At 68.3% G+C, this 18,876-nt stretch carries 17 protein-coding genes and 1 pseudogene; 11 read left to right on the top strand and 7 right to left on the bottom strand.

Annotation, left to right across the window (positions count from 1 at the left end; translation table 11 throughout):
* The first annotated feature begins 322 nt into the window (after positions 1–322).
* Both WS75_RS03430 and WS75_RS03435 read left to right on the top strand, forming a co-directional pair.
* A complete protein-coding gene (locus tag WS75_RS03430; protein WP_059679166.1) occupies positions 323–1,327 on the top strand; it encodes a chemotaxis response regulator protein-glutamate methylesterase in 1,005 nt (334 codons plus the stop codon).
* A 55-nt stretch (positions 1,328–1,382) separates the two neighbouring features.
* Complete coding sequence (locus tag WS75_RS03435; protein ID WP_059679167.1) at positions 1,383–2,483, top strand: diguanylate cyclase domain-containing protein; 1,101 nt, start codon at positions 1,383–1,385, stop codon at positions 2,481–2,483.
* 4 nt (positions 2,484–2,487) lie between these two features.
* Here the strand turns inward: WS75_RS03435 and WS75_RS03440 are convergent, their stop codons facing one another.
* Both WS75_RS03440 and WS75_RS03445 read right to left on the bottom strand, forming a co-directional pair.
* On the bottom strand, positions 2,488–4,737 hold the full coding sequence (locus WS75_RS03440; RefSeq protein ID WP_059679168.1) for a putative bifunctional diguanylate cyclase/phosphodiesterase: 2,250 nt from the start codon (positions 4,735–4,737) through the stop codon (positions 2,488–2,490).
* 244 nt (positions 4,738–4,981) lie between these two features.
* Positions 4,982–5,875, bottom strand: coding sequence for a LysR substrate-binding domain-containing protein (locus tag WS75_RS03445; RefSeq protein ID WP_059679169.1), 894 nt, complete (start codon positions 5,873–5,875; stop codon positions 4,982–4,984).
* A 234-nt stretch (positions 5,876–6,109) separates the two neighbouring features.
* On the opposite strand from WS75_RS03445, the gene WS75_RS03450 reads away from it, so the two are divergent.
* Together WS75_RS03450 and WS75_RS03455 are read left to right on the top strand one after the other, a co-directional pair.
* Positions 6,110–6,748 (top strand): hydrolase, encoded by a 639-nt coding sequence (locus tag WS75_RS03450; RefSeq protein WP_059679170.1) that lies wholly within the window; start codon positions 6,110–6,112, stop codon positions 6,746–6,748.
* A 319-nt stretch (positions 6,749–7,067) separates the two neighbouring features.
* Complete coding sequence (locus tag WS75_RS03455) at positions 7,068–7,790, top strand: haloacid dehalogenase type II (protein WP_059679171.1); 723 nt, start codon at positions 7,068–7,070, stop codon at positions 7,788–7,790.
* A gap of 122 nt (positions 7,791–7,912) precedes the next feature.
* Here the strand turns inward: WS75_RS03455 and WS75_RS03460 are convergent, their stop codons facing one another.
* Positions 7,913–8,866 (bottom strand): LysR family transcriptional regulator, encoded by a 954-nt coding sequence (locus WS75_RS03460; protein WP_059679172.1) that lies wholly within the window; start codon positions 8,864–8,866, stop codon positions 7,913–7,915.
* 156 nt (positions 8,867–9,022) lie between these two features.
* Between WS75_RS03460 and WS75_RS03465 the strand changes: the two genes are divergently transcribed.
* From WS75_RS03465 to mmsB, 3 genes are all read left to right on the top strand, one after another.
* Positions 9,023–10,342, top strand: coding sequence for an MFS transporter (locus WS75_RS03465; RefSeq protein ID WP_059679173.1), 1,320 nt, complete (start codon positions 9,023–9,025; stop codon positions 10,340–10,342).
* A 124-nt stretch (positions 10,343–10,466) separates the two neighbouring features.
* Positions 10,467–11,993 carry a CoA-acylating methylmalonate-semialdehyde dehydrogenase gene (locus tag WS75_RS03470; RefSeq protein ID WP_059679174.1) on the top strand — a complete coding sequence of 509 codons (1,527 nt, stop codon included), beginning with the start codon at positions 10,467–10,469 and terminating at the stop codon, positions 11,991–11,993.
* 211 nt (positions 11,994–12,204) lie between these two features.
* Positions 12,205–13,095: a 3-hydroxyisobutyrate dehydrogenase gene (gene mmsB / locus WS75_RS03475; RefSeq protein WP_059679175.1), complete on the top strand. Its 891-nt coding sequence runs from the start codon at positions 12,205–12,207 to the stop codon at positions 13,093–13,095.
* Between the two features lie 111 nt (positions 13,096–13,206).
* Here the strand turns inward: mmsB and WS75_RS03480 are convergent, their stop codons facing one another.
* Both WS75_RS03480 and WS75_RS03485 read right to left on the bottom strand, forming a co-directional pair.
* A complete protein-coding gene (locus tag WS75_RS03480) occupies positions 13,207–13,539 on the bottom strand; it encodes a hypothetical protein (protein WP_059679176.1) in 333 nt (110 codons plus the stop codon).
* Positions 13,540–13,753: 214 nt separating this feature from the next.
* Positions 13,754–14,029 (bottom strand): annotated as a pseudogene (locus WS75_RS03485) (cytochrome C); the annotation flags it as partial.
* Between the two features lie 385 nt (positions 14,030–14,414).
* On the opposite strand from WS75_RS03485, the gene WS75_RS03490 reads away from it, so the two are divergent.
* A complete protein-coding gene (locus WS75_RS03490; protein WP_059679178.1) occupies positions 14,415–15,179 on the top strand; it encodes a DUF4397 domain-containing protein in 765 nt (254 codons plus the stop codon).
* A 51-nt stretch (positions 15,180–15,230) separates the two neighbouring features.
* Here the strand turns inward: WS75_RS03490 and WS75_RS03495 are convergent, their stop codons facing one another.
* Together WS75_RS03495 and WS75_RS31410 are read right to left on the bottom strand one after the other, a co-directional pair.
* Positions 15,231–15,779 carry a DUF3005 domain-containing protein gene (locus WS75_RS03495; protein ID WP_059679179.1) on the bottom strand — a complete coding sequence of 183 codons (549 nt, stop codon included), beginning with the start codon at positions 15,777–15,779 and terminating at the stop codon, positions 15,231–15,233.
* Between the two features lie 196 nt (positions 15,780–15,975).
* Positions 15,976–16,269 carry a hypothetical protein gene (locus WS75_RS31410; protein WP_156429695.1) on the bottom strand — a complete coding sequence of 98 codons (294 nt, stop codon included), beginning with the start codon at positions 16,267–16,269 and terminating at the stop codon, positions 15,976–15,978.
* A 198-nt stretch (positions 16,270–16,467) separates the two neighbouring features.
* Here WS75_RS31410 and WS75_RS03500 point away from each other — a divergent pair, with 198 nt between their 5' ends.
* From WS75_RS03500 to WS75_RS03510, 3 genes are read left to right on the top strand one after another with little or no spacing between them, the layout of a single operon-like run.
* A complete protein-coding gene (locus tag WS75_RS03500) occupies positions 16,468–16,950 on the top strand; it encodes a cytosine permease (RefSeq protein WP_059679180.1) in 483 nt (160 codons plus the stop codon).
* Positions 16,947–17,675: an aspartate/glutamate racemase family protein gene (locus WS75_RS03505; protein WP_059679181.1), complete on the top strand. Its 729-nt coding sequence runs from the start codon at positions 16,947–16,949 to the stop codon at positions 17,673–17,675. Before WS75_RS03500 ends, WS75_RS03505 begins: the two co-directional genes overlap by 4 nt.
* A 24-nt stretch (positions 17,676–17,699) precedes the next feature.
* Positions 17,700–18,854 (top strand): LysR family transcriptional regulator, encoded by a 1,155-nt coding sequence (locus WS75_RS03510; protein WP_257129313.1) that lies wholly within the window; start codon positions 17,700–17,702, stop codon positions 18,852–18,854.
* Positions 18,855–18,876 lie beyond the last annotated feature (22 nt).

Here is an 18,876-nt window from a genome sequence, read left to right on the forward strand (position 1 = left end):
GTGCCGGGCGCCGCCCTTCCCGCCGTCACCAACGCGTCGGCGACGGATCGCCGCGCTGCAGCATCATCCGGCACGTCGCTGTCCGGCCTCCCGGGCGGCAAAAAATGCCACTTGGCCATAGAGGTAAGGGTCGGAATCGACGCAATGCGCAATTTTTTCGATTGCCGCCGCTCGCGCCGCATGACAGCATTCGGGGCGTCGCCAGTCCAAAAGAATTCCGTGCCGTCCGCCCGCCGATGCCGTTCGGCGGCGCCGACCCGGCACTGCCTTTCATGAACCCGGCCCACATCCAACACTACGAACCGACCGGAGTATCCCGCTTGTGAACATCGGCATCGTCAACGACCTCCCGCTTGCCGTCGAGGCGATGCGCCGTGCGCTCGCGCACCGGCCCGAACATCGCGTGCTGTGGGTCGCGACCGACGGCGCGCAGGCCGTCGAACTGTGCGCCGCGCAACCGCCCGACGTCGTGCTGATGGATCTGATCATGCCGAAGTTCGACGGCATCGAGGCGACGCGGCGGATCATGCGTTCCAGCCGCCCGTGCGCGATCCTGATCGTGACGAGCTGCATCGGCGCGAACGCGTGGCGCGTGTTCGAAGCGATGGGCGCCGGCGCGCTCGATGCGGTCGACACGCCGCGCCTCGGCGAAGGCGCGGGCGGCGACACCGCGCGGCTGCTGCTCGCGAAGATCGACCAGATCGGCCGGCTGCTCGAGGCGCCCGGCGGTGTCCGCGCGCCCGGCACGGCCTCGCGCGCGAGCGGCGGCCCGCTGATCGCGATCGGCGCGTCCGCCGGCGGCCCCGGCGCGCTCGCGTCGATCCTCGGCAGCCTGCCGGCCGACTTCAGCGCGCCGATCGTGATCGTCCAGCACGTCGATCGCGCGTTCGCCGAAGGAATGGCGCAATGGCTCCACGGCCAGACGCCGCTGACCGTGCGCGTCGCGCACGAAGGCGACCGCCCTCAGCCGGGCGTCGCGCTGCTCGCGGCGACCGACGATCACCTGCGCATCACGCGCACCGGCACGCTCGAATACACGCGCGAACCGGCCGCCACGCCGTACCGGCCGTCGGTCGACGTATTCTTCAACAGCCTGACCGAGCGCTGGCCGGGCCGCGTGATCGGCGTGCTGCTCACGGGCATGGGACGCGACGGCGCGATCGGCCTGAAGGCGCTGCGGATGAAAGGCTGTCACACGATCGCGCAGGACGAGGCGACCAGCGCCGTCTACGGCATGCCGAAGGCGGCCGCGACGCTCGGCGCCGCGCGCGCGATCCTGCCGCTCGAGCGCATCGCGGGCGAGCTGGTGGCACTCGCGCGGATCTGATCCCGATGAAACCCTGTCACACCCATTGCTGCCCTGGCGCAACCCCGCATCAATCATGACTAGCGACTTCACCCGCGCGCCCGGCGGCCTGCATGCCGCGTTCGACACCGCGCACGCGGCACCCGCGCCGCATGTCGACGCCCCCGCGATGGTCCTGCTGGTCGACGACCAGACGATCGTCGCGGAAGCCATCCGGCGCGCGCTCCTCGACGAGGACGGCATCGACTTTCACTACTGCCCGCGCTCGGACGACGCGCTGGCGACCGCGATCGAGACGCGGCCGACCGTGATCCTGCAGGATCTCGTGATGCCCGGCACCGACGGGCTGAGCCTCGTGAAGACGTACCGCGCGAATCCGGCGACGCGCGACGTGCCGATCATCGTGCTGTCGACGCAGGAAGAGCCGGTGATCAAGAGCGCCGCGTTCGCGACCGGCGCGAACGACTACCTCGTGAAACTGCCGGACCGCATCGAGCTGATCGCGCGGATCCGCTATCACTCGCGCTCGTACATGAACCTGCTTCAGCGAGACGAGGCCTACCGCGCGCTGCGGCAATCGCAGCAGCAACTGCTGGAGGCCAATCTCGAGCTGCGGCGCCTCACGCATTCGGACGGCCTCACCGGGCTGTCGAACCGCCGCTATCTCGACGAATATCTGGCCGACGAATGGCGGCGCGGCACGCGCGAGCGCAGCGAGCTGTCGCTGCTGATGATCGACGTCGACAACTTCAAGCTGTACAACGACACGTACGGCCACGTGTCGGGCGACGGCGTGCTCAAACAGGTCGCGGCCACCATCGAACGCTGTCTCGGGCAGTCCGGCGATCTCGCCGCGCGCTTCGGCGGCGAGGAGTTCGCGGTCGTGATGCCGGCCACGTCGCCGGGCGCCGCGCGGCTGCTCGGCGAGAAGATCCGCCTCGCGGTCGAGTCGCTGCGGCTCGAGCACGTGCACTCGCCGACGGGTCGCCACGTGACGATCAGCATCGGCGGCGCGAGCATCGTGCCGGCCGCCGGCCTGCCGACGACGTCGCTGATCGAGGCGGCCGATCGCGCGCTGTACCGCGCGAAGCACGACGGCAAGAATCGCGTCGAGATCGATGCGCCTCCCGCACCGCCGGCTCCCGCTGCCCCACCGGACGGCGGCGGTTTCGCGTGAACCCCTAGACGGTGACGAGCCGGCGTGCGTAGTCGGCCGGATCGAGCGGCCTGCCGAACAGGTAACCCTGCTGCATGTCGCAGCCGATCTGCTGCAGGAACCACGACTGCGCCTCGGTCTCGACGCCTTCCGCCGTGACCTTCATCCCGAGCGAATGCGCCATCGCGACGACGGCCTGCGTGATCGCGACGGAGTCGCGATGATCGGGCACGCCCGACACGAACGAACGGTCGACCTTCAGGTTGTGCAGCGGAAAACGCTTCAGGTATGCGAGCGACGAATAACCGGTGCCGAAGTCGTCGACCGAGATCCGCACGTTCATGTTCGTGAGTGCCTCGAGCATCGGCAGCACCGTGTCCGTGTCGTTCATCAGCAGTCCTTCGGTAATCTCCAGTTCGAGCGCGCCCGGATCGAGGCGCGTCTGTTCGAGGCAGCGGTCGACCGACTCGACGAGCCCCTCGTGGAACTGGCGCGGCGACAGGTTGACCGCCAGCATCAGGTCGGGTGCGATCGTGCGGCGCCATTCGGCGGCCTGCCGGCAGGCCGTTTCGAGCACCCACTGGCCGATCGCGACGATGAGCCCGGAATCTTCCGCGACCGGGATGAATTCCGCAGGCGACATCGGCCCGAGCTCCGGGCTCGTCCAGCGCAGCAGTGCTTCGGCGCCGACCGTGCGGCCGCTGCGCGCGTCGACGACCGGCTGGTAGACCAGCCGCAGCGCATCCGAAGCGATCGCGCGCCGCAGCGACTGCTCGATCGCGAAGCGGCGCTGCAGGCGCAGGTTCAGCTGCGCGGTGAAGAACGTGAAGTGGTTGCGGCCGCGCTGCTTCGCGTCGTACATCGCGGAATCGGCGTTGCGCATCAGCGTGGCCGCATCGTCGCCGTCGCGCGGCGCGACGCTGATCCCGATCGACACGCCGAGCCAATACTCGTTGTTCGCGATCGCGAACGGCTTCGCGATCGTGTCGATCACCTCGCGCGCGAGCACGGCGAGCGCGTCGGGATCGTCGCAGTCGTCGACGAGGATCACGAACTCGTCGCCGCCGACGCGCGTGAGCGAATGGCGGCCGCCCGCGCAGGCCGCGAGGCGCGCCGCGACGCTGCGCAGCAGCGTGTCGCCGGCGTCGTGCCCGGCCGTGTCGTTGACCTTCTTGAAGCCGACGAGATCGATGAACAGGATCGCGACACGCGCGGACCCGGCCGCCGCATCGCGCGCGCCGAACAGCTCGCGCATCCGGTCGGAGAGCCAGCGCCGGTTGTAGAGGCCCGTCAGCGCGTCGCGCGTCGCCAGGTAGCGCAGTTGCTGCTGCGCTTCGCGCACGGGGCCGATGTCGTGAAACGACACGAGCACCGATTCGGGCTGCGTCTCGCCCGGCTTCACGATCGGCACCGCGTTGCCGCGCACCCAGATGACGTCGCCGTCGGCGAGCCCGAAGCCGACCGTGTAGTCGAGCTGCGGCATGGCCGTGGTGAACGCGCGCCGGCTCGGCCAGTCGCCGGGCGCGACCGGCGTGCCGTCCTCGTACAGCTTGAAAAGGATCACCGTCGACAGCCGGCGGCCGACGAGGTCGCCCTTCACGCGCATCATCCGGTTCGCGCTCGGATTGCTCGCGACCACCACGCCGTCGGGCGACACGACGAGAATCCCTTCGTTCAGGCTGTTGACGACCAGGCGGTGATGTTCCTCGCTGCGCACGAGCTGCCGCGCGATCGAGTCCTGATGCACCGCGAGGCCGACGCTGTTGCCGATATCGCGCAACAGGTCGGTTTCCGCGTCGGTGGGCCGCCGCGGCGCGCGGTGATAGACGGCGAACGCGCCGAGCACGGTGCCCGCGTCGTCCAGAAACGGCACAGACCAGCACGCACGCAGGCCGAGCGGCAACGCGAGCGAACGAAAGTCGGCCCACAGCGGATCGGTTTCGATGTCTTCGACGGCAATCATCCGCCGCTCGAACATCGCCGTGCCGCACGAGCCCGCGGCGGGCCCGATCGATGCCCCGTCGATCGCCGCGCTGTACTGCGCGGGAAGCGACGGCGCGGCGCCGACGTGCACATGCACGCCGTCCGCGTCGAGCAGCAGGATCGTGCACGAGGCGCCGTCGCCGAGCAGTGCCTCGGCGCGCCGGCACACTTCGACGAGCAGTTCCGGCAGCGGCGTGTTGCGCGTGATCAGCCTCAGCACGCTTTGCTCGGATGCGAGCACTTCCGCCGCGAGGCCGAGGCTGTAGCGAGAACTTTGCGGTTCGGTATTCAAGCTGAATCCTGCCGTCAGTTCGACCGGGTCTGATGCGCCCGATTCGTGAGCGATGCTTCGTGCCGTTTTCCGCGCCGGTCTCATGTGACCCCGGTGCGTCCCCATTCGGGCGCGCCCCTGCTGCGCACCAAAAGACATTTAACACCAATCCGTGAAGCCCTGCGCGTCCCTGCGCATCAGGGCTTACGCGCGGTCGCGGCCGGCCTGCCGCCGGAACCCGATTCGTCTGATGGTTGCGCCGCCGTCAGTCCTTGCGGATATGTTCGGCGAGGAAGTCGATCAGCAACCGCACGCGCGGCAGGAGCCCGCGCCGGGACGGAAACACCGCGTGAATCACGCCGCCCTTCGGCGCCCACCCGGGCAGCACGTCGATCAGCGTGCCGTCGCGCAGCGCATCCTCGACGACCATGCACGGCAGCTGCACGATGCCGACGCCGTGCACCGCCGCGTCGCGCAACGCGTGCATGTCGTCGGAGATGTAGCGCGGGTGATGACGCAGTTGCGCCTGCTCGCCGTTCGGCCCGATCAGTTGCCACACATGATGCCGCGGCGGCCCCCAGTCGAGGCTCGGTTCGCCGGCCAGCTCGGCCGGTTCGGCCGGCACGGCGCGCCCGTTCAGCCACTGCGGCGCGGCCACCAGCCGCTGCGGGCTGTCGCCGAGGATCCGCATCACGAGATCGCTGTCCTCCAGCGGCGGGAAACGCACGCGCAGCGCCAGGTCGAAGCCTTCGCTCAACAGGTCGACGCGGCGGTTCGTCGCTTCGAGATGCACGTGCACCGCCGGATGGATCGCCATGAAGCGCGCGATGAGCTCGCTCACGCGATATTCGAGCAGCGCGGTCGGGCAGCTCACCCGGACGATCCCGCGCGGCTCCGCGTGCCGGCGCTCGATCACCTCGCGTGCCGCGTCGGCTTCGACCAGCACCGCGAGGCAACGCTCGTAGAATTCGCGGCCGGTTTCCGTGACCGTGAAACGACGCGTCGTCCGCTGCAGCAGCCGCACGTCGTATTGCGCTTTCAGCGCGGCGATGCGCCGGCTCAGCGTCGACTTCGGGACATTCAGCACGCGCCCCGCCTGCGTGAATCCGCCGTGCTCGACCACCTTCACGAAATAGTAGAGGTCGTTCAGGTCATCCATGATTGTTCCACTCATAGAACACTGACGGCATTTTAAGGGGCTGGAAAGCCGGTTGTTGCGCGAATAGCATCTTTATTCGATGGCCAAGCCGGCAGCATTCGCCCGCCGTGCAACCGCATCGGACGTCTGCGACGGCACGGGCGTACCGCCGCGACGACGATCCCGACGCCGCGGCGGCCCACCCCCGGACCGTCGGGATTTCTCTCACTTCCTGCTCTGTCTCTGGAGGCAACCATGGCAAGCGAACCGATTCGCGATCCCGCGAACGACCACCTGCTCACCCCGCAGAACGCGGCGTTCATCGTCATCGATTACCAGCCGGTCCAGGTGAACTCCATCGCGTCGATGGATCGCCAGCTGCTGATCAACAACATCGTCGGCGCATCGAAGGCCGCGGTCGCGTACAACCTGCCGATCGTCCACTCGACCGTCAACGTGAAGACCGGCCTGAACAAGCCGCCGATCCCGCAGTTGCGCGCCGCGCTCGAAGGCTATCCGACCTACGACCGCACCAGCATCAACTCGTGGGAAGACGTCGAGTTCCGCAAGGCCGTCGAGGCCACCGGCCGCAAGAAACTGATCATGACCGCGCTGTGGACCGAGGCATGCCTGACCTTCCCGGCACTCGACGCGCTGAAGGCCGGCTATGAAGTCTATGTGGTCGTCGACGCGGTCGGCGGCACGTCGGTCGCCGCGCACGAAGCCGCGCTGCGTCGCATCGAGCAGGCCGGCGGCCAGATGATCAGCGTCGCGCAGCTGTTCTGCGAACTGCAGCGCGACTGGGCGCGCAGTGAAACCGTTCCCGCGTTCATGAAGCTGTTCATCGAAACCGGCGGCACCGCGGGCATCCAGTTCGCGTACGACAAGAGCTGATTCCGGCGCGAACCCGATACGCGCCGCGGCCGCAAGCGCGCGTTGCGTGACGTGACCCGCCCGAGCCCGTCGGCCCGATCCGGTCGGCCCAGGCGGGTCGCTCGCCAACGGGTAAGCCATCTCCAGCGCGGCCCCGAGCTCCGCGCCGGACGCCGTGCGCCCTTCCCCGGGCACCTTCGATGCCGGACCGCGCGCTTCACTCGCGGCGACACGGCCAACCGCGTTCGCGGATACGTGCTTCAATGTGGTTCGAACCGGCGTCGCGCGTTGCCACCCCGCCGCGCATCGCGCCTCCCTCGACCGACCTGCACGGAATCCCATGACGAACCCTGCCGATATCAAGGCGCTCGTTTTCGATGTGTTCGGAACGATCGTCGACTGGAGAAACGGCGTCGCGCGCGAAGCCGCCACGTTCCTGGCGCGCCATGCGCCGGATCGCGATCCGTTCGAATTCGCCGATACATGGCGCCGCGAATATTCGCCGTCGATGGAGGAAATCCGCAGCGGGCGCAGGCGCTACGTGCGGCTCGACGTACTGCATCGCGAGAACCTCGTGCGCACGCTCGACCGCTACGGGATCGACGGCGTGCCCGACGCGGAGATCGACGCGCTCAACCTCGCGTGGCACCGGCTCGATCCGTGGCCCGATTCCGTCGCCGCGCTGCAGCGGCTGAAACAGCGCTACGTGATCGCGCCGCTGTCGAACGGCAACATCCGGCTGATGGTCGACGTCGCGAAACACGGCGGCCTGCCGTGGGACGCGATTCTCGGCGCCGAAGTCGCGCACGCGTACAAGCCGTCGCCGAAGGTCTATACCGATGCGGTCGAGATTCTCGGCGTCGCGCCGGCCGAGCTGTGCCTGGTCGCCGCGCACAACGGCGATCTGGCCGCCGCGCAGCAACTGGGGCTCGCGACCGCGTTCGTGCTGCGGCCGACCGAACACGGGCCGAACCAGACGACGGATCTGAAAGCCGACGGCGCGTGGGATTTCGACGTCAAGGACCTGCACGAACTCGCGGACCGGCTCGGTTGTCCGGGTTGACGCACGGCCACGTGCCCGGACGTCGTTCGCGACGTGAACGTGCAAGCGTCACCGCGGCGCGGTCAAGTTCGTCGTCGTAGCTGATCGACACGGGACGGATCGCCCGCGACGCACCGCCGCGCTCAGTCCCCGACGAACCGCAATTCCTCCGACTCTCCCATCAGCAATGCCCGATTCGCGTCCGCCGCCGCGCGCAGGTAATCCCACAGCGCCGTCACGCGGCGCAGCTTGCGCAAGTCCTCGCGACACGTCAGCCAGAAGCACCGCGTGACCACCACGTCGTCCGGCAGCACCGGCACCAGCGCCGGCTGCGTGGCCGCCATGAAGCACGGCAGGATCGCGAGCGCGCCGCCCTGCAACGCCGCGAACACCTGCGCGATCACGCTCGTCGTGCGCAATCCGGCGGTCGCGCCGGGCACCGCGCGCTCCAGGTACAGCAGCTCGCTGCTGAACGCGAGATCGTCGACGTAGCTGATGAACGCATGGTGCGCGAGATCGTCGGTGCAGGTAATCGGCGCGTGGTTCGCCAGATAGTCGCGCGTCGCATAGAGCCGCAACTGGTAGTCGCACAGCTTCGTGACCACGTAAGGCCCGCGTTCGGGCCGCTCGAGCGTGATCGCCAGGTCGGCCTCCCGCTTCGGCAGGTTGACGAAATGCGGGACCGGCAGCAAATCGACCGTCACGTGCGGATGCGCGACGCGAAACCGCGCAAGCTGCGGCGCAAGGAAAAAGCAGCCGAACCCTTCGGTCGAACCGATCCGCACGTGGCCCGACAGCGCCTCGCCGGTATTCGCGACCTGATCGCACGCGGACTGCACGGTCGTCTCCATCGCATCCGCATACGCGACGAGCCGCTGCCCCTCGGCCGTCAGCGTAAAACCGCCGGAGCGTGACTTGTCGAACAGCAGCGTGCCCATCGCGGCCTCGAGCGCGCGAATGCGCCGCGCGACGGTCGTGTAGTCGACGCCCAGACGCTTCGCCGCCCCGCTCGCGCGCTGCGTGCGGGCGACCTCGAGGAAGAAGCGCAGGTCGTCCCAGTTCAGGTTGCCGGAAACCGGCTCGGTGGCATGTCGCATTTGCGGGAAAAAGGGCAGGAATCTCCGGGCCGGCCGTCGATATGCATAAATGCACATCCAACCGGTTTTCTTGTCGGTACATTGTGGATCTGCGCATAACTATACTCGACCGTGACCTGAGGACCATGAGCCGCGGGCAATCAATACGGAGACACCATGCAGACACGATCCACCCTCGATGAGCATGCAGCCGTCGCGGCGCCGGCCCCCGCCCGCACCGCGAAGCACTACCTGCTGGCCGGCTGGGCCAGCATGGCCGGCACCACGATCGAGTGGTACGACTTCTTCCTCTACGGCACGGCTGCCGCGCTGGTGTTCAACCGCATCTTCTTCCCGTCGCTGGACCCCGTCGTCGGCACGCTCGCCGCGTTCGGCACGTTCGCGGTCGGCTTCATCGGGCGGCCGATGGGCGGCATCGTATTCGGCCACTTCGGCGACCGCATCGGCCGCAAGTCGATGCTGATGATCACGCTGCTGCTGATGGGCGTGCCGAGCATGATCATCGGGCTGATCCCGTCGTACGACCGCATCGGCTACTGGGCCGCCGCCCTGCTGATCGCGATGCGCTTCCTGCAGGGGATGGCGGTCGGCGGCGAATGGGGCGGCGCGGTGCTGATGGCCGTCGAACACGCGCCGAAGGGTCGCAAGGGGCTGTTCGGCAGCCTGCCGCAAACGGGCGTCGGGCTCGGGCTGATCCTCTCGTCGCTCGCGATGGCCGCGGTGGCCGCGCTGCCGGAAGCCGACATGCTGTCGTGGGGCTGGCGCGTGCCGTTCCTCGCGAGCATCGCGCTCGTCGGCCTCGGCTGGTTCATCCGCGCGAAGGTGCCCGAGTCGCCGGACTTCGAGAAGATGCAGCGCCAGGGCAAGGCCGAGAAGTCGCCGGTGACGGCCGCGCTGCGTCGCCATCCGCGCGAGGTGCTGACGATCGTCGGCGCGCGCGCCGCCGAGAACACGTGGTTCTACATGGTCGTCACGTTCGCGCTCGCCTATGCAACGCAGCAGCTGCGTCTGCCGAAGGCCGAAATGCTGCACGCGATCACGGCCGGCGCGGCGCTGTCGCTCGTCACGATGCCGCTGTGCGGGCATCTCAGCGACCGCATCGGCCAGCGCCGGATGTTCGCGATCGGCCTCGTGCTGATGTGCGCGTTCGCGGCACCGTTCTTCATGATGCTCGGCACGCAGCAGACGTCGTACGCATGGTGGGCGATCGTGCTCGGCCTCGGCGTCGTGTTCCCGATTCTTTATGCGCCGGAGTCGCTGCTGTTCGCGCAGCAGTTCCCCGCCGAGATCCGCTACAGCGGCATCTCGCTGTCGGTGCAGCTCGCCGGCGTGATCGGCGGCGGCTTCGCGCCGATGATCGCGACGTCGCTGCTCAAGGCCGGCGGCGGCCAGCCGCACTACGTGATCGCGTACCTCGTCGGCTTCGGCGTATTCGCGCTCGTGTGCACCGCGCTGATGCGTCCGGCACGTCCCTGACGCATCGACGCACGCCGGCCCGTCCTTACCCGGTTTCCATTCGACTTGCCGTCCGCCGTGGCTGCACGCGCGACGGACGCAAGCCACCTCTTTTTCGTCGCACCATCGTTTTCCGGAGAGTTCCATGAACGCCGCAGTTCCCCAGACCACCCTCGCCCTGCCCACCGCCAAGCTGCTGATCGACGGCGCGTTCGTCGATTCGCAAAGCGCCGAATGGGGCGACATCGTCAACCCCGCGACGCAGGAAGTGATCGGCCGCGTGCCGTACGCGACGCTCGACGAGGTCGATGCCGCGATCGCGTCCGCCCAGCGCGCTTTCCAGACCTGGAGGACGACGCCGATCGGCGCGCGGCTGCGCATCATGCTGAAGTTCCAGGATCTGGTGCGCCGCAATCTCGAACGGATCGCGCACACGCTGACGGCCGAGCAGGGCAAGACGCTGCCTGACGCGCAGGGCGACATCTTCCGCGGCCTCGAAGTGGTCGAGCATGCGTGCTCGATCGGCACGCTGCAGCAAGGCGAGTTCGCGGAGAACGTCGCGGGCGGCGTCGATACCTACACGCTGCGCCAGCCGATCGGCGTGTGCGCGGGCATCACGCCGTTCAACTTCCCCGGCATGATCCCGCTGTGGATGTTCCCGATGGCCATCGTGTGCGGCAACACGTTCGTGCTGAAGCCGTCTGAACAGGATCCGCTGTCGACGATGCAGCTCGTCGAGCTCGCGATCGAGGCCGGCGTTCCGCAAGGTGTACTGAACGTCGTGCACGGCGGCAAGACGGTGGTCGATCGCCTCTGCACGCACCCGGACATCAAGGCGATCTCGTTCGTCGGCTCGACGCGCGTCGGCACGCACGTCTACAACCTCGGCAGCCAGCACGGCAAGCGCGTGCAGTCGATGATGGGCGCGAAGAACCACGCAGTCGTGTTGCCGGATGCGCATCGCGAGCAGGCGATCAACGCGCTGGTCGGCGCGGGCTTTGGCGCGGCCGGCCAGCGCTGCATGGCGACGTCGGTCGTCGTGCTGGTCGGCCGCGCGCGCGACTGGCTGCCCGATCTGGTCGAGAAGGCGAAGGCGCTGAAGGTCAACGCCGGCGCCGAAGCCGGCACGGACGTCGGCCCGGTCGTGTCGAAGGCGGCGAAGGCGCGCATCCTGTCGCTGATCGACGCGGGCGTGAAGGAAGGCGCGACGCTGCTGCTCGACGGCCGCGACGTGAAGGTGCCGGGCTACGAGCACGGCAACTTCGTCGGCCCGACGATCTTCTCGGGCGTGACGACCGACATGTCGATCTACACGGAAGAAATCTTCGGGCCGGTGGTGGTCGTGATGGAAGTCGACACGCTCGACGAAGCGATCGCGCTCGTGAACCGCAACCCGATGGGCAACGGCGTCGGCCTCTTCACGCAGAGCGGCGCGGCCGCGCGCAAGTTCCAGAGCGAGATCGACGTCGGCCAGGTCGGCATCAACATCCCGATCCCGGTGCCGGTCCCCTACTTCAGCTTCACCGGCTCGCGCGGCTCGAAGCTCGGCGATCTCGGCCCGTACGGCAAGCAGGTCGTGCAGTTCTACACGCAGACGAAGACGGTCACCGCGCGCTGGTTCGACGACGACGCGACGGCAGGCGGCGTGAACACGACGATCGCGCTGCGCTGATTGCGAAGCATGGGACCGGGCGAAGCGCTTAAGCGTCTAGTTCGGTTGATCGCGAAGCATGGGACTGGACCGAGCGCTAAAGCGTCAAGTTCGGTTGATCGCGAAGCATGGGACCGGACAAAGCGCTGAAGCACCAAGTCCGGTCGACCGCGAAGCATGGGACCGGACTAGGCGCTGAAGCGCCAAGTCCGGTCGACACTGGAGCCTGTACATGGAAATTGCATTCATCGGACTCGGCAACATGGGCGGCCCCATGGCCGCCAACCTGCTCAAGGCCGGCCACGCGCTGACGGTGTTCGACCTCGACGCGAACGCAGTCGACGCCGCAACACGCGCAGGTGCGACGGCGGCCGCGTCGCCGCGTGACGCAGCCGCCCGCGCGGCGCTGGTGATCACGATGCTGCCGGCCGCGCAGCACGTGCGCGCGGTTTATCTCGGCGACGACGGCGTCCTGGCCGGCGCGCGCGCCGGCGCAACGTTCGTCGACTGCAGCACGATCGATCCGGGCACCGTGCGCGCAGTGGCCGACGCCGCCGCGCAACGCGACTTCCTGCTCGCCGATGCGCCCGTGTCGGGCGGCACCGGCGGCGCGCAGGCCGGCACGCTGACCTTCATGGTCGGCGCGGAAGGCGCGCTGTTCGAGCGCATCCGCCCCGTTCTGCTCGACATGGGGAAGAACGTCGTGCACTGCGGCGGCACAGGCACCGGGCAGATCGCGAAGATCTGCAACAACCTGCTGCTCGGGATCTCGATGATGGGCGTGTCGGAAGCGATGGCGCTCGGCGCCGCGCTCGGCATCGATCCGGCCGTGCTGGCCGGCATCATCAACACATCGACCGGCCGCTGCTGGAGCTCGGACGCATATAACCCGTACCCGGGCGTGAACGACGCGGCGCCCGCCGCGCGCGGCTACTCGGGCGGTTTCGCCGCGAACCTGATGCTGAAGGATCTCGGGCTCGCGACCGAAGCCGCGCGCAGCGCACGGCAGCCGGTATGGATGGGCGCGCTCGCGCAGCAGCTTTATCAGTCGATGAGCCAGCAGGGGCTCGGCGCGCTCGACTTCTCCGCCTGCGTGAAGCTGTACGAGGCGCACCCCGCGTAACGCGGCCGACGGACGTGCGCCGACCCGCGATGCCCTTCACGGCATCGCGGGTCGATTCACTTCCGGAGCAGCGCGGGCGCGCAGGCCGCGGCCGCACGGGCGACGCGGCGCTTATCCGCGCGGGTTCGACGCCGTCTCGAAGGTCGGATGGCACTCGAACGCGAGTTCCGAGCGCGCGTCGACGCGGCGGCCGCCGGTCACGGACTCCTGCTTCAGGCTCGCGCGCATGCCGCGCTGCGTGCAGTAGTTGGTCGCTTCGTTGACGGCTTTTTCATGGGCGTCGGCCCACGTCGTCGACACGCCGAGCGTGCGCGTCGTCACGGTGAAGACATTCGGGTTCGACGTCGTGGTCACGTCGGAAGCGGTCGAACACGCGGCGAGCAAGCATGCAACAGCCGCGATGGTCAACCCTCGCAGGGATCGAAAAGGTACAGGGATAGACATGGGGGGCAAGCGCACGTCGATTCGACGGCATTGAGCAACATAGGCGACAGTATGCCTGCCGGATTGCCGAAGATCATGCCCTTTTCGGTGAACACATTGTTTCGAATGGTTAAACGATGGGTGATCCCGGCAAGATTTACGGGCCGCATCGCGCGTGGCGTTGCCCCGTGAGTCGCCTTTCCCGGCCGCCGAGCGGCTTCGTCACGTGCGCCGGTCAATGCGAGCGCGCCCGCCGGATTCTCGCCGAGGCTTCCGCCAGGTTTTGCCACGCCGGTTGACCGGGCGCGTAGCGCGCGCGGATATATGCGGCAAGCTCGGCCATCTGCCGGTATTCGAACGCGTCGCGCAAGCCCGGCATGTCGCCGAGCGCGTCGGTGGCCGGATGATCGATCCCGTCGTGCAGCACACGCAGCAGGTTGTCGGGCACCGCGTCGCTGACGCTCGTGTTGAGCCCCATCAGCGGACGCACGCCGAAATCACCGGCGACGCCACGTCGTCGCGCGACCGCACGATTCTCCTCATATCGATGCGCACGCAACGATATGCGCGAACGTCGTCGCCCGCGGCGCACAACGGTCGACGTTTGAAACGCTCTTGCTGCGCGCGTCGCTGTCTCGCTGGTTGCATCGCCTTTTTACAAGCATGCAACGCCGACTCGCACGATCCGGCACGGCACGCAACTGCCCGGCGTGCCACACCTTCGCCATACGGGCGCCCGCGCCGATTCCGTCGCGTGGGCATGTCGCTTGCGACATCCATGCGCCCGCCGCCCCGGCGGACGGCAGTTCCTTCCTTCAATCCGGCGCTGCGTACCGCGCGATGCCTCGCGCGGCGACACCGCATCGCAATCAGGCTCCCTGAGCGAGAGGACAACAATGAAATCCATTCGAACGATAGCGGCCCTGTGCTCGGTCATTTCCGTGCTCGCGGCATGCGGCGGAGACGGCAACGACGTCGGCACCGAACTCGGCATCTCGAAACCGCAGGCGCGCTTCATCAACGCGGTGCCGGCCGGCCCGAATCTCGATTACTACCTGAATGCGAAGGTCGATGCGTCGGGTGTCGCGTACAAGGGCGTGACCCGCTATCACGACATCGACTCGGGAACGACGACCGCAAGCTACGACATCTCGGGCACGACCGCGACGGTCGCGTCGCAATCATTCGGCGCGGCGAACGGCCATCACTACACCACGATCGCGTTGCCCAGCACGTCGTCGGCGATTTCGGTGATCGACGATCCGTTCGACAAGCAGCTCCTGTCCGACAAGGCGCGCGTGCGCAGCTTCAACGCGTCGCCGAACGCGCAGAACGTCGACGTGTACGTCGTGCCTCCCGGCACCGACATCAACACGCAAAGCCCGACGCTGGCGGGCGCCGCGTATCAGAACGCCGTGCCGGCATCCGGACAGGATTCGATCTACCTGAACGGCGGCAGCTACCAGGTGATCGTCACGACGGCCGGCAGCAAGTCGCCGATCCTGAAGACCGCGCCCGTGAGCATCAACAACAACGCCGACTGGCTGCTGGTGACGATTCCGTCGGGCGGCATCGGCGACGTGACACCGAACGACATCCACGTGCTCGTCGCGCAAGGCAACGATGCGGACACGTCCGCGCAGGAACTCGGCCCGCAGTAATGGCCATCGGCGGACCGCCGGCCGGCGGTCCGCCCGGCACCCGTCGATACGTCAGTCGGTCCGCTCGAGGCGGATCACGTGCTCGGCGCGCGAGCCGTTACCGTGCTCGACATTGACGTCGCCGACGTACCGGACGCGCCAGCCCGGCCGCGTCGCGATCTGCGGCACGTTACCGCTCGGCCGGCTCTCGATCCCGCCGAGCCCTTCGTCGGGCGTGTCCACCGCGTCATCGAGCGACGCGTTCGAATAGATCACGTTGTCGTGCCACTCGGTCGCGCCTGCGCGTGCCTCCAGGCCCTTGCCGTCGACGTCGACCGTGTTGTCGGTCATCGCCATGTTCGCGTTGTCGAGCGTGACGATCCGGCCGGCCGCGCGACGCACGGGGTCGCCGCTGTCGACTGGATGTGCGTCGACGTCGATCGGCGGCAGGCCGGTCGGCATTTTCGCCGCGACCGCCTCCGGGGTCAGCGGCCGCTTCGCGACCTCGGCAGCCTGGGTCGCCGCATCCGGCATGTCGCCGGCCGCCGGCGTCTTCACCGGGCTCTTCTCGATCTGTTCCCGCTGCTGTTGCGGGGTTGGATTCGATTCCGCGTTCTGCATCGCACCTCCTTGGTCCCGACGGCATGCGCCGGCATGACAAGGCCGGCGCCGCGCCGGGAATCGCTACAACGGTCCTTGCAAATCTTTCACGCGCAGCGCACCGTCCGCGCGCGGCGTGGGACGCACGTACCGAGCCGGAATGCCGTCACGGCCGGGCACGGGCAACCCGCCCGCGCACGCCGCGCGCACCCGCCGATCAACCACCGCTTGCGCCCGTTGGCGCGGATGCCGCGCCCGGCATGCTCGCCTCGCCGCCGGCCGCGCCGCTGCCCGGCATGGCCGACGGTGCGGTGGACGGCGCCGGCGCCATGCCGCCGGTGGCACTCGTGTCCGAACTCGCACTGGTGCCGGTGTCGCTCTTTTTCTGACAACCCGCACCCGCTGCCAGACCGGCGATCAGGATGCCGGCGAAGACGGCCCGCGATACGTGACGAATGGAATATCGCTGCATGACACCTCCGCTGATGTCGATGTGGATGGAACCCTTCAATTCGCAATTCGCGTGCCTCGCCGCCGATCCAGCCCCATTCATTTTTCAAATGACGCCCAGCCGAATATTTGATTTCCCATCGCCGTGCCCGCCGCCCATACTCGCGAACAAATCCGAGACATAACGTCCACGGCGGCCGGACCCGCGCTGCGTGCACACGCTGCCGGTTCGCGCGCCGCGCATGGAAGGAGACAAGGCGTGCAACTGGAAGCCACCCACCGCGCGGACATCGTGCTCGGCGCGGACGACGCATTGCATCGAACCGATACGGCCGCCCGCGATCCCGCGCTGAGCCCGCGACTACACAATTCCGATCTCGCGCCGACCAAGGCCGAGGGCCGCACCTGGGGCCGCTACAGCATCTTCGCGCTGTGGACCAACGACGTGCACAACATCGCGAACTACTCGTTCGCGATCGGCCTGTTCGCGCTCGGCCTGTCGGGCTGGCAGATGCTCGCGTCGCTCGCGATCGGCGCCGTGCTCGTGTATTGCTTCATGAACCTCACCGGCTACATGGTTCAGCGCGATGACGCCGTTCTCCTGGCTGCTCGGCGCGGCCGTCGCGGGCAGCGTGTACTGGCTGACGGCCGATCGCAAACGGCAATACGAGGAGCGCTCGGGCGAACACATCGCGGTCGCCTGCGCCCGACACTGAACGCAGCATACGGAGTGCACCGATGAGAATCCTGGTAGTCAACGTCAACACGACCGAATCGATCACCGACGCCATCGCCGCGCAGGCGCGCGCCGCCGCATCGCCCGGCACGGAGATCGTCGGGCTGACGCCGCGCTTCGGCGCGGAGTCGGTCGAGGGCAACTTCGAGAGCTACCTCGCGGCGATCGCCGTGATGGACCGCGTGTTGAACTACGACGAGCCCTACGACGCGGTGATCCAGGCCGGCTACGGCGAACACGGCCGCGAAGGGCTGCAGGAACTGCTGACGGTGCCCGTCGTCGACATCACCGAAGCGGCCGCGAGCGTCGCGATGCTGCTCGGCCACCGCTATTCGGTCGTCACGACGCTCGACCGCACGGTGCCGCTGATCGAAGATCGCCTGAAGCTCGCCGGACTCGATGCGCGCTGCGCGTCGGTGCGCGCGAGCGGTCTCGCGGTGCTCGAACTCGAGGAGAACCCGGCCCGCGCGATCGAGTCGATCGTCGACCAGGCCGCGCGCGCGGTGAAGGACGATCACGCGGAAGTGATCTGCCTCGGCTGCGGCGGGATGGCCGGCCTCGACCGGCAGATCGAGGAATGCACGGGCGTGCCCGTCGTCGACGGCGTGTCGGCCGCAGTCGCCCTCGCCGAGTCGCTGGTGCGACTGAAGCTGAAGACGTCGAAGGTCCGCACGTATGCGCCGCCGCGTCCGAAGCGGATCGTCGGCTGGTCGGGCACCTTCGCTAAATGACCGGCCGCGCGAACGCGTAGCGACATGCGGGACGCACCGGAACCGAACGGCCTTGCCCTCGACGCGTCCGACGCAACGGGCGCGCTCGACGTGCTGGACGCGCGGCTGATGCGCATCCTGCTCGTGCTGCTCACCGAGCGCACCGTGTCGCGCGCAGCCGTGCGGCTGAACATGTCGCAGCCGGCGACGAGCGCGGCGCTCAAGCGCCTGCGCACGCTGCTCGGCGACCCGCTGCTGGTGCGCAGTCGCTACGGGATGGTGCCGACCGAGTTCGGCGCGCGGCTGATCGAGCCGCTGCGCAACGCGCTGCGCGTGATCGACTTCATCCGCATCCAGCAGCCGACCTTCGACGCGCGCACGTCGGTGCGCACCTACCGGATCGGCTGCCCCGACTACCTGAACGTGCTGTTCGTGCCGAAGCTCGTCGCGCTGTTCCGCGAACGCGCACCGAACGCGCAGCTCGTGTTCCATCCGCTCGGCGACGGCTTCGACGACGAACGGGCACTCGCCGACGGCGAGCTCGACGTCGTGATCGACAACCGCCCTGCCCGCTCGTCGCGGTTCCGGCAGGACGAGCTGTTCGACGATCGCGTCGTGTGCCTGATGCGTGCGACGCATCCGTTCGCGCGGCGTGGCGCGATGACGGCCGCCGAATTCGCGCAGGCGCCGCAGCTGTGCCCGACGCCGTCGTGGCTCGAAGCATCCGGCGCGATCGACCGGCAGCTCGAACGCGTCGGCCTGCAGCGGCGGATCGTCGTCACGCTGCCGCACTTCGAACTCGCCGCGCATGCGCTGGTGCGCTCCGATCTGATACTGACCACCACGCACCGGCTCGCGCGCCACTACGCGAAGCTGCTGCCGCTCGGCGCGGTTGCGCTGCCGGCCGAGCCGCCCGACATCGTGTACCGGATCACGTGGAACGAATCGGGATCGTGCGTCGACGGCGTGCGCTGGCTGCGCGCACTGATCGCCGAAGCGACGCGCAGCTGGCTCGACGCGGAGGCTGCACAGCCGGCCGTTGTGGCGGTCGCCGCGAACTCGGACGCGGATGCCGATGCGGACACGCGAACGAACGCGCCGATCGCCGGCCAGCAGGCTCGACATGAACGGCGCCGGGGCGGCCGCGACCTTGGCTTCTCCCCGCCGCCACGCACCGCACTCACGCGAACAAACGAATAAGTATTTCGCGATTCGATGTTTG

Origin of the sequence: Burkholderia sp. FL-7-2-10-S1-D7, assembly GCF_001524185.1 — a bacterium.
GTDB lineage: Bacteria > Pseudomonadota > Gammaproteobacteria > Burkholderiales > Burkholderiaceae > Burkholderia > Burkholderia diffusa.

What these genes read in the sequence shown, in the direction of transcription:
- WS75_RS03435 (WP_059679167.1), top strand. Translation starts at nt 1,383, where the DNA reads ATGACTAGCGACTTCACCCGCGCGCCCGGCGGCCTGCATGCCGCGTTC.
- WS75_RS03445 (WP_059679169.1), bottom strand. Translation starts at nt 5,875, where the DNA reads ATGGATGACCTGAACGACCTCTACTATTTCGTGAAGGTGGTCGAGCAC.
- WS75_RS03450 (WP_059679170.1), top strand. Translation starts at nt 6,110, where the DNA reads ATGGCAAGCGAACCGATTCGCGATCCCGCGAACGACCACCTGCTCACC.
- WS75_RS03455 (WP_059679171.1), top strand. Translation starts at nt 7,068, where the DNA reads ATGACGAACCCTGCCGATATCAAGGCGCTCGTTTTCGATGTGTTCGGA.
- WS75_RS03460 (WP_059679172.1), bottom strand. Translation starts at nt 8,866, where the DNA reads ATGCGACATGCCACCGAGCCGGTTTCCGGCAACCTGAACTGGGACGAC.
- WS75_RS03465 (WP_059679173.1), top strand. Translation starts at nt 9,023, where the DNA reads ATGCAGACACGATCCACCCTCGATGAGCATGCAGCCGTCGCGGCGCCG.
- WS75_RS03470 (WP_059679174.1), top strand. Translation starts at nt 10,467, where the DNA reads ATGAACGCCGCAGTTCCCCAGACCACCCTCGCCCTGCCCACCGCCAAG.
- mmsB (WP_059679175.1), top strand. Translation starts at nt 12,205, where the DNA reads ATGGAAATTGCATTCATCGGACTCGGCAACATGGGCGGCCCCATGGCC.
- WS75_RS03480 (WP_059679176.1), bottom strand. Translation starts at nt 13,539, where the DNA reads ATGTCTATCCCTGTACCTTTTCGATCCCTGCGAGGGTTGACCATCGCG.
- WS75_RS03490 (WP_059679178.1), top strand. Translation starts at nt 14,415, where the DNA reads ATGAAATCCATTCGAACGATAGCGGCCCTGTGCTCGGTCATTTCCGTG.
- WS75_RS03495 (WP_059679179.1), bottom strand. Translation starts at nt 15,779, where the DNA reads ATGCAGAACGCGGAATCGAATCCAACCCCGCAACAGCAGCGGGAACAG.
- WS75_RS03505 (WP_059679181.1), top strand. Translation starts at nt 16,947, where the DNA reads ATGAGAATCCTGGTAGTCAACGTCAACACGACCGAATCGATCACCGAC.
- WS75_RS03510 (WP_257129313.1), top strand. Translation starts at nt 17,700, where the DNA reads ATGCGGGACGCACCGGAACCGAACGGCCTTGCCCTCGACGCGTCCGAC.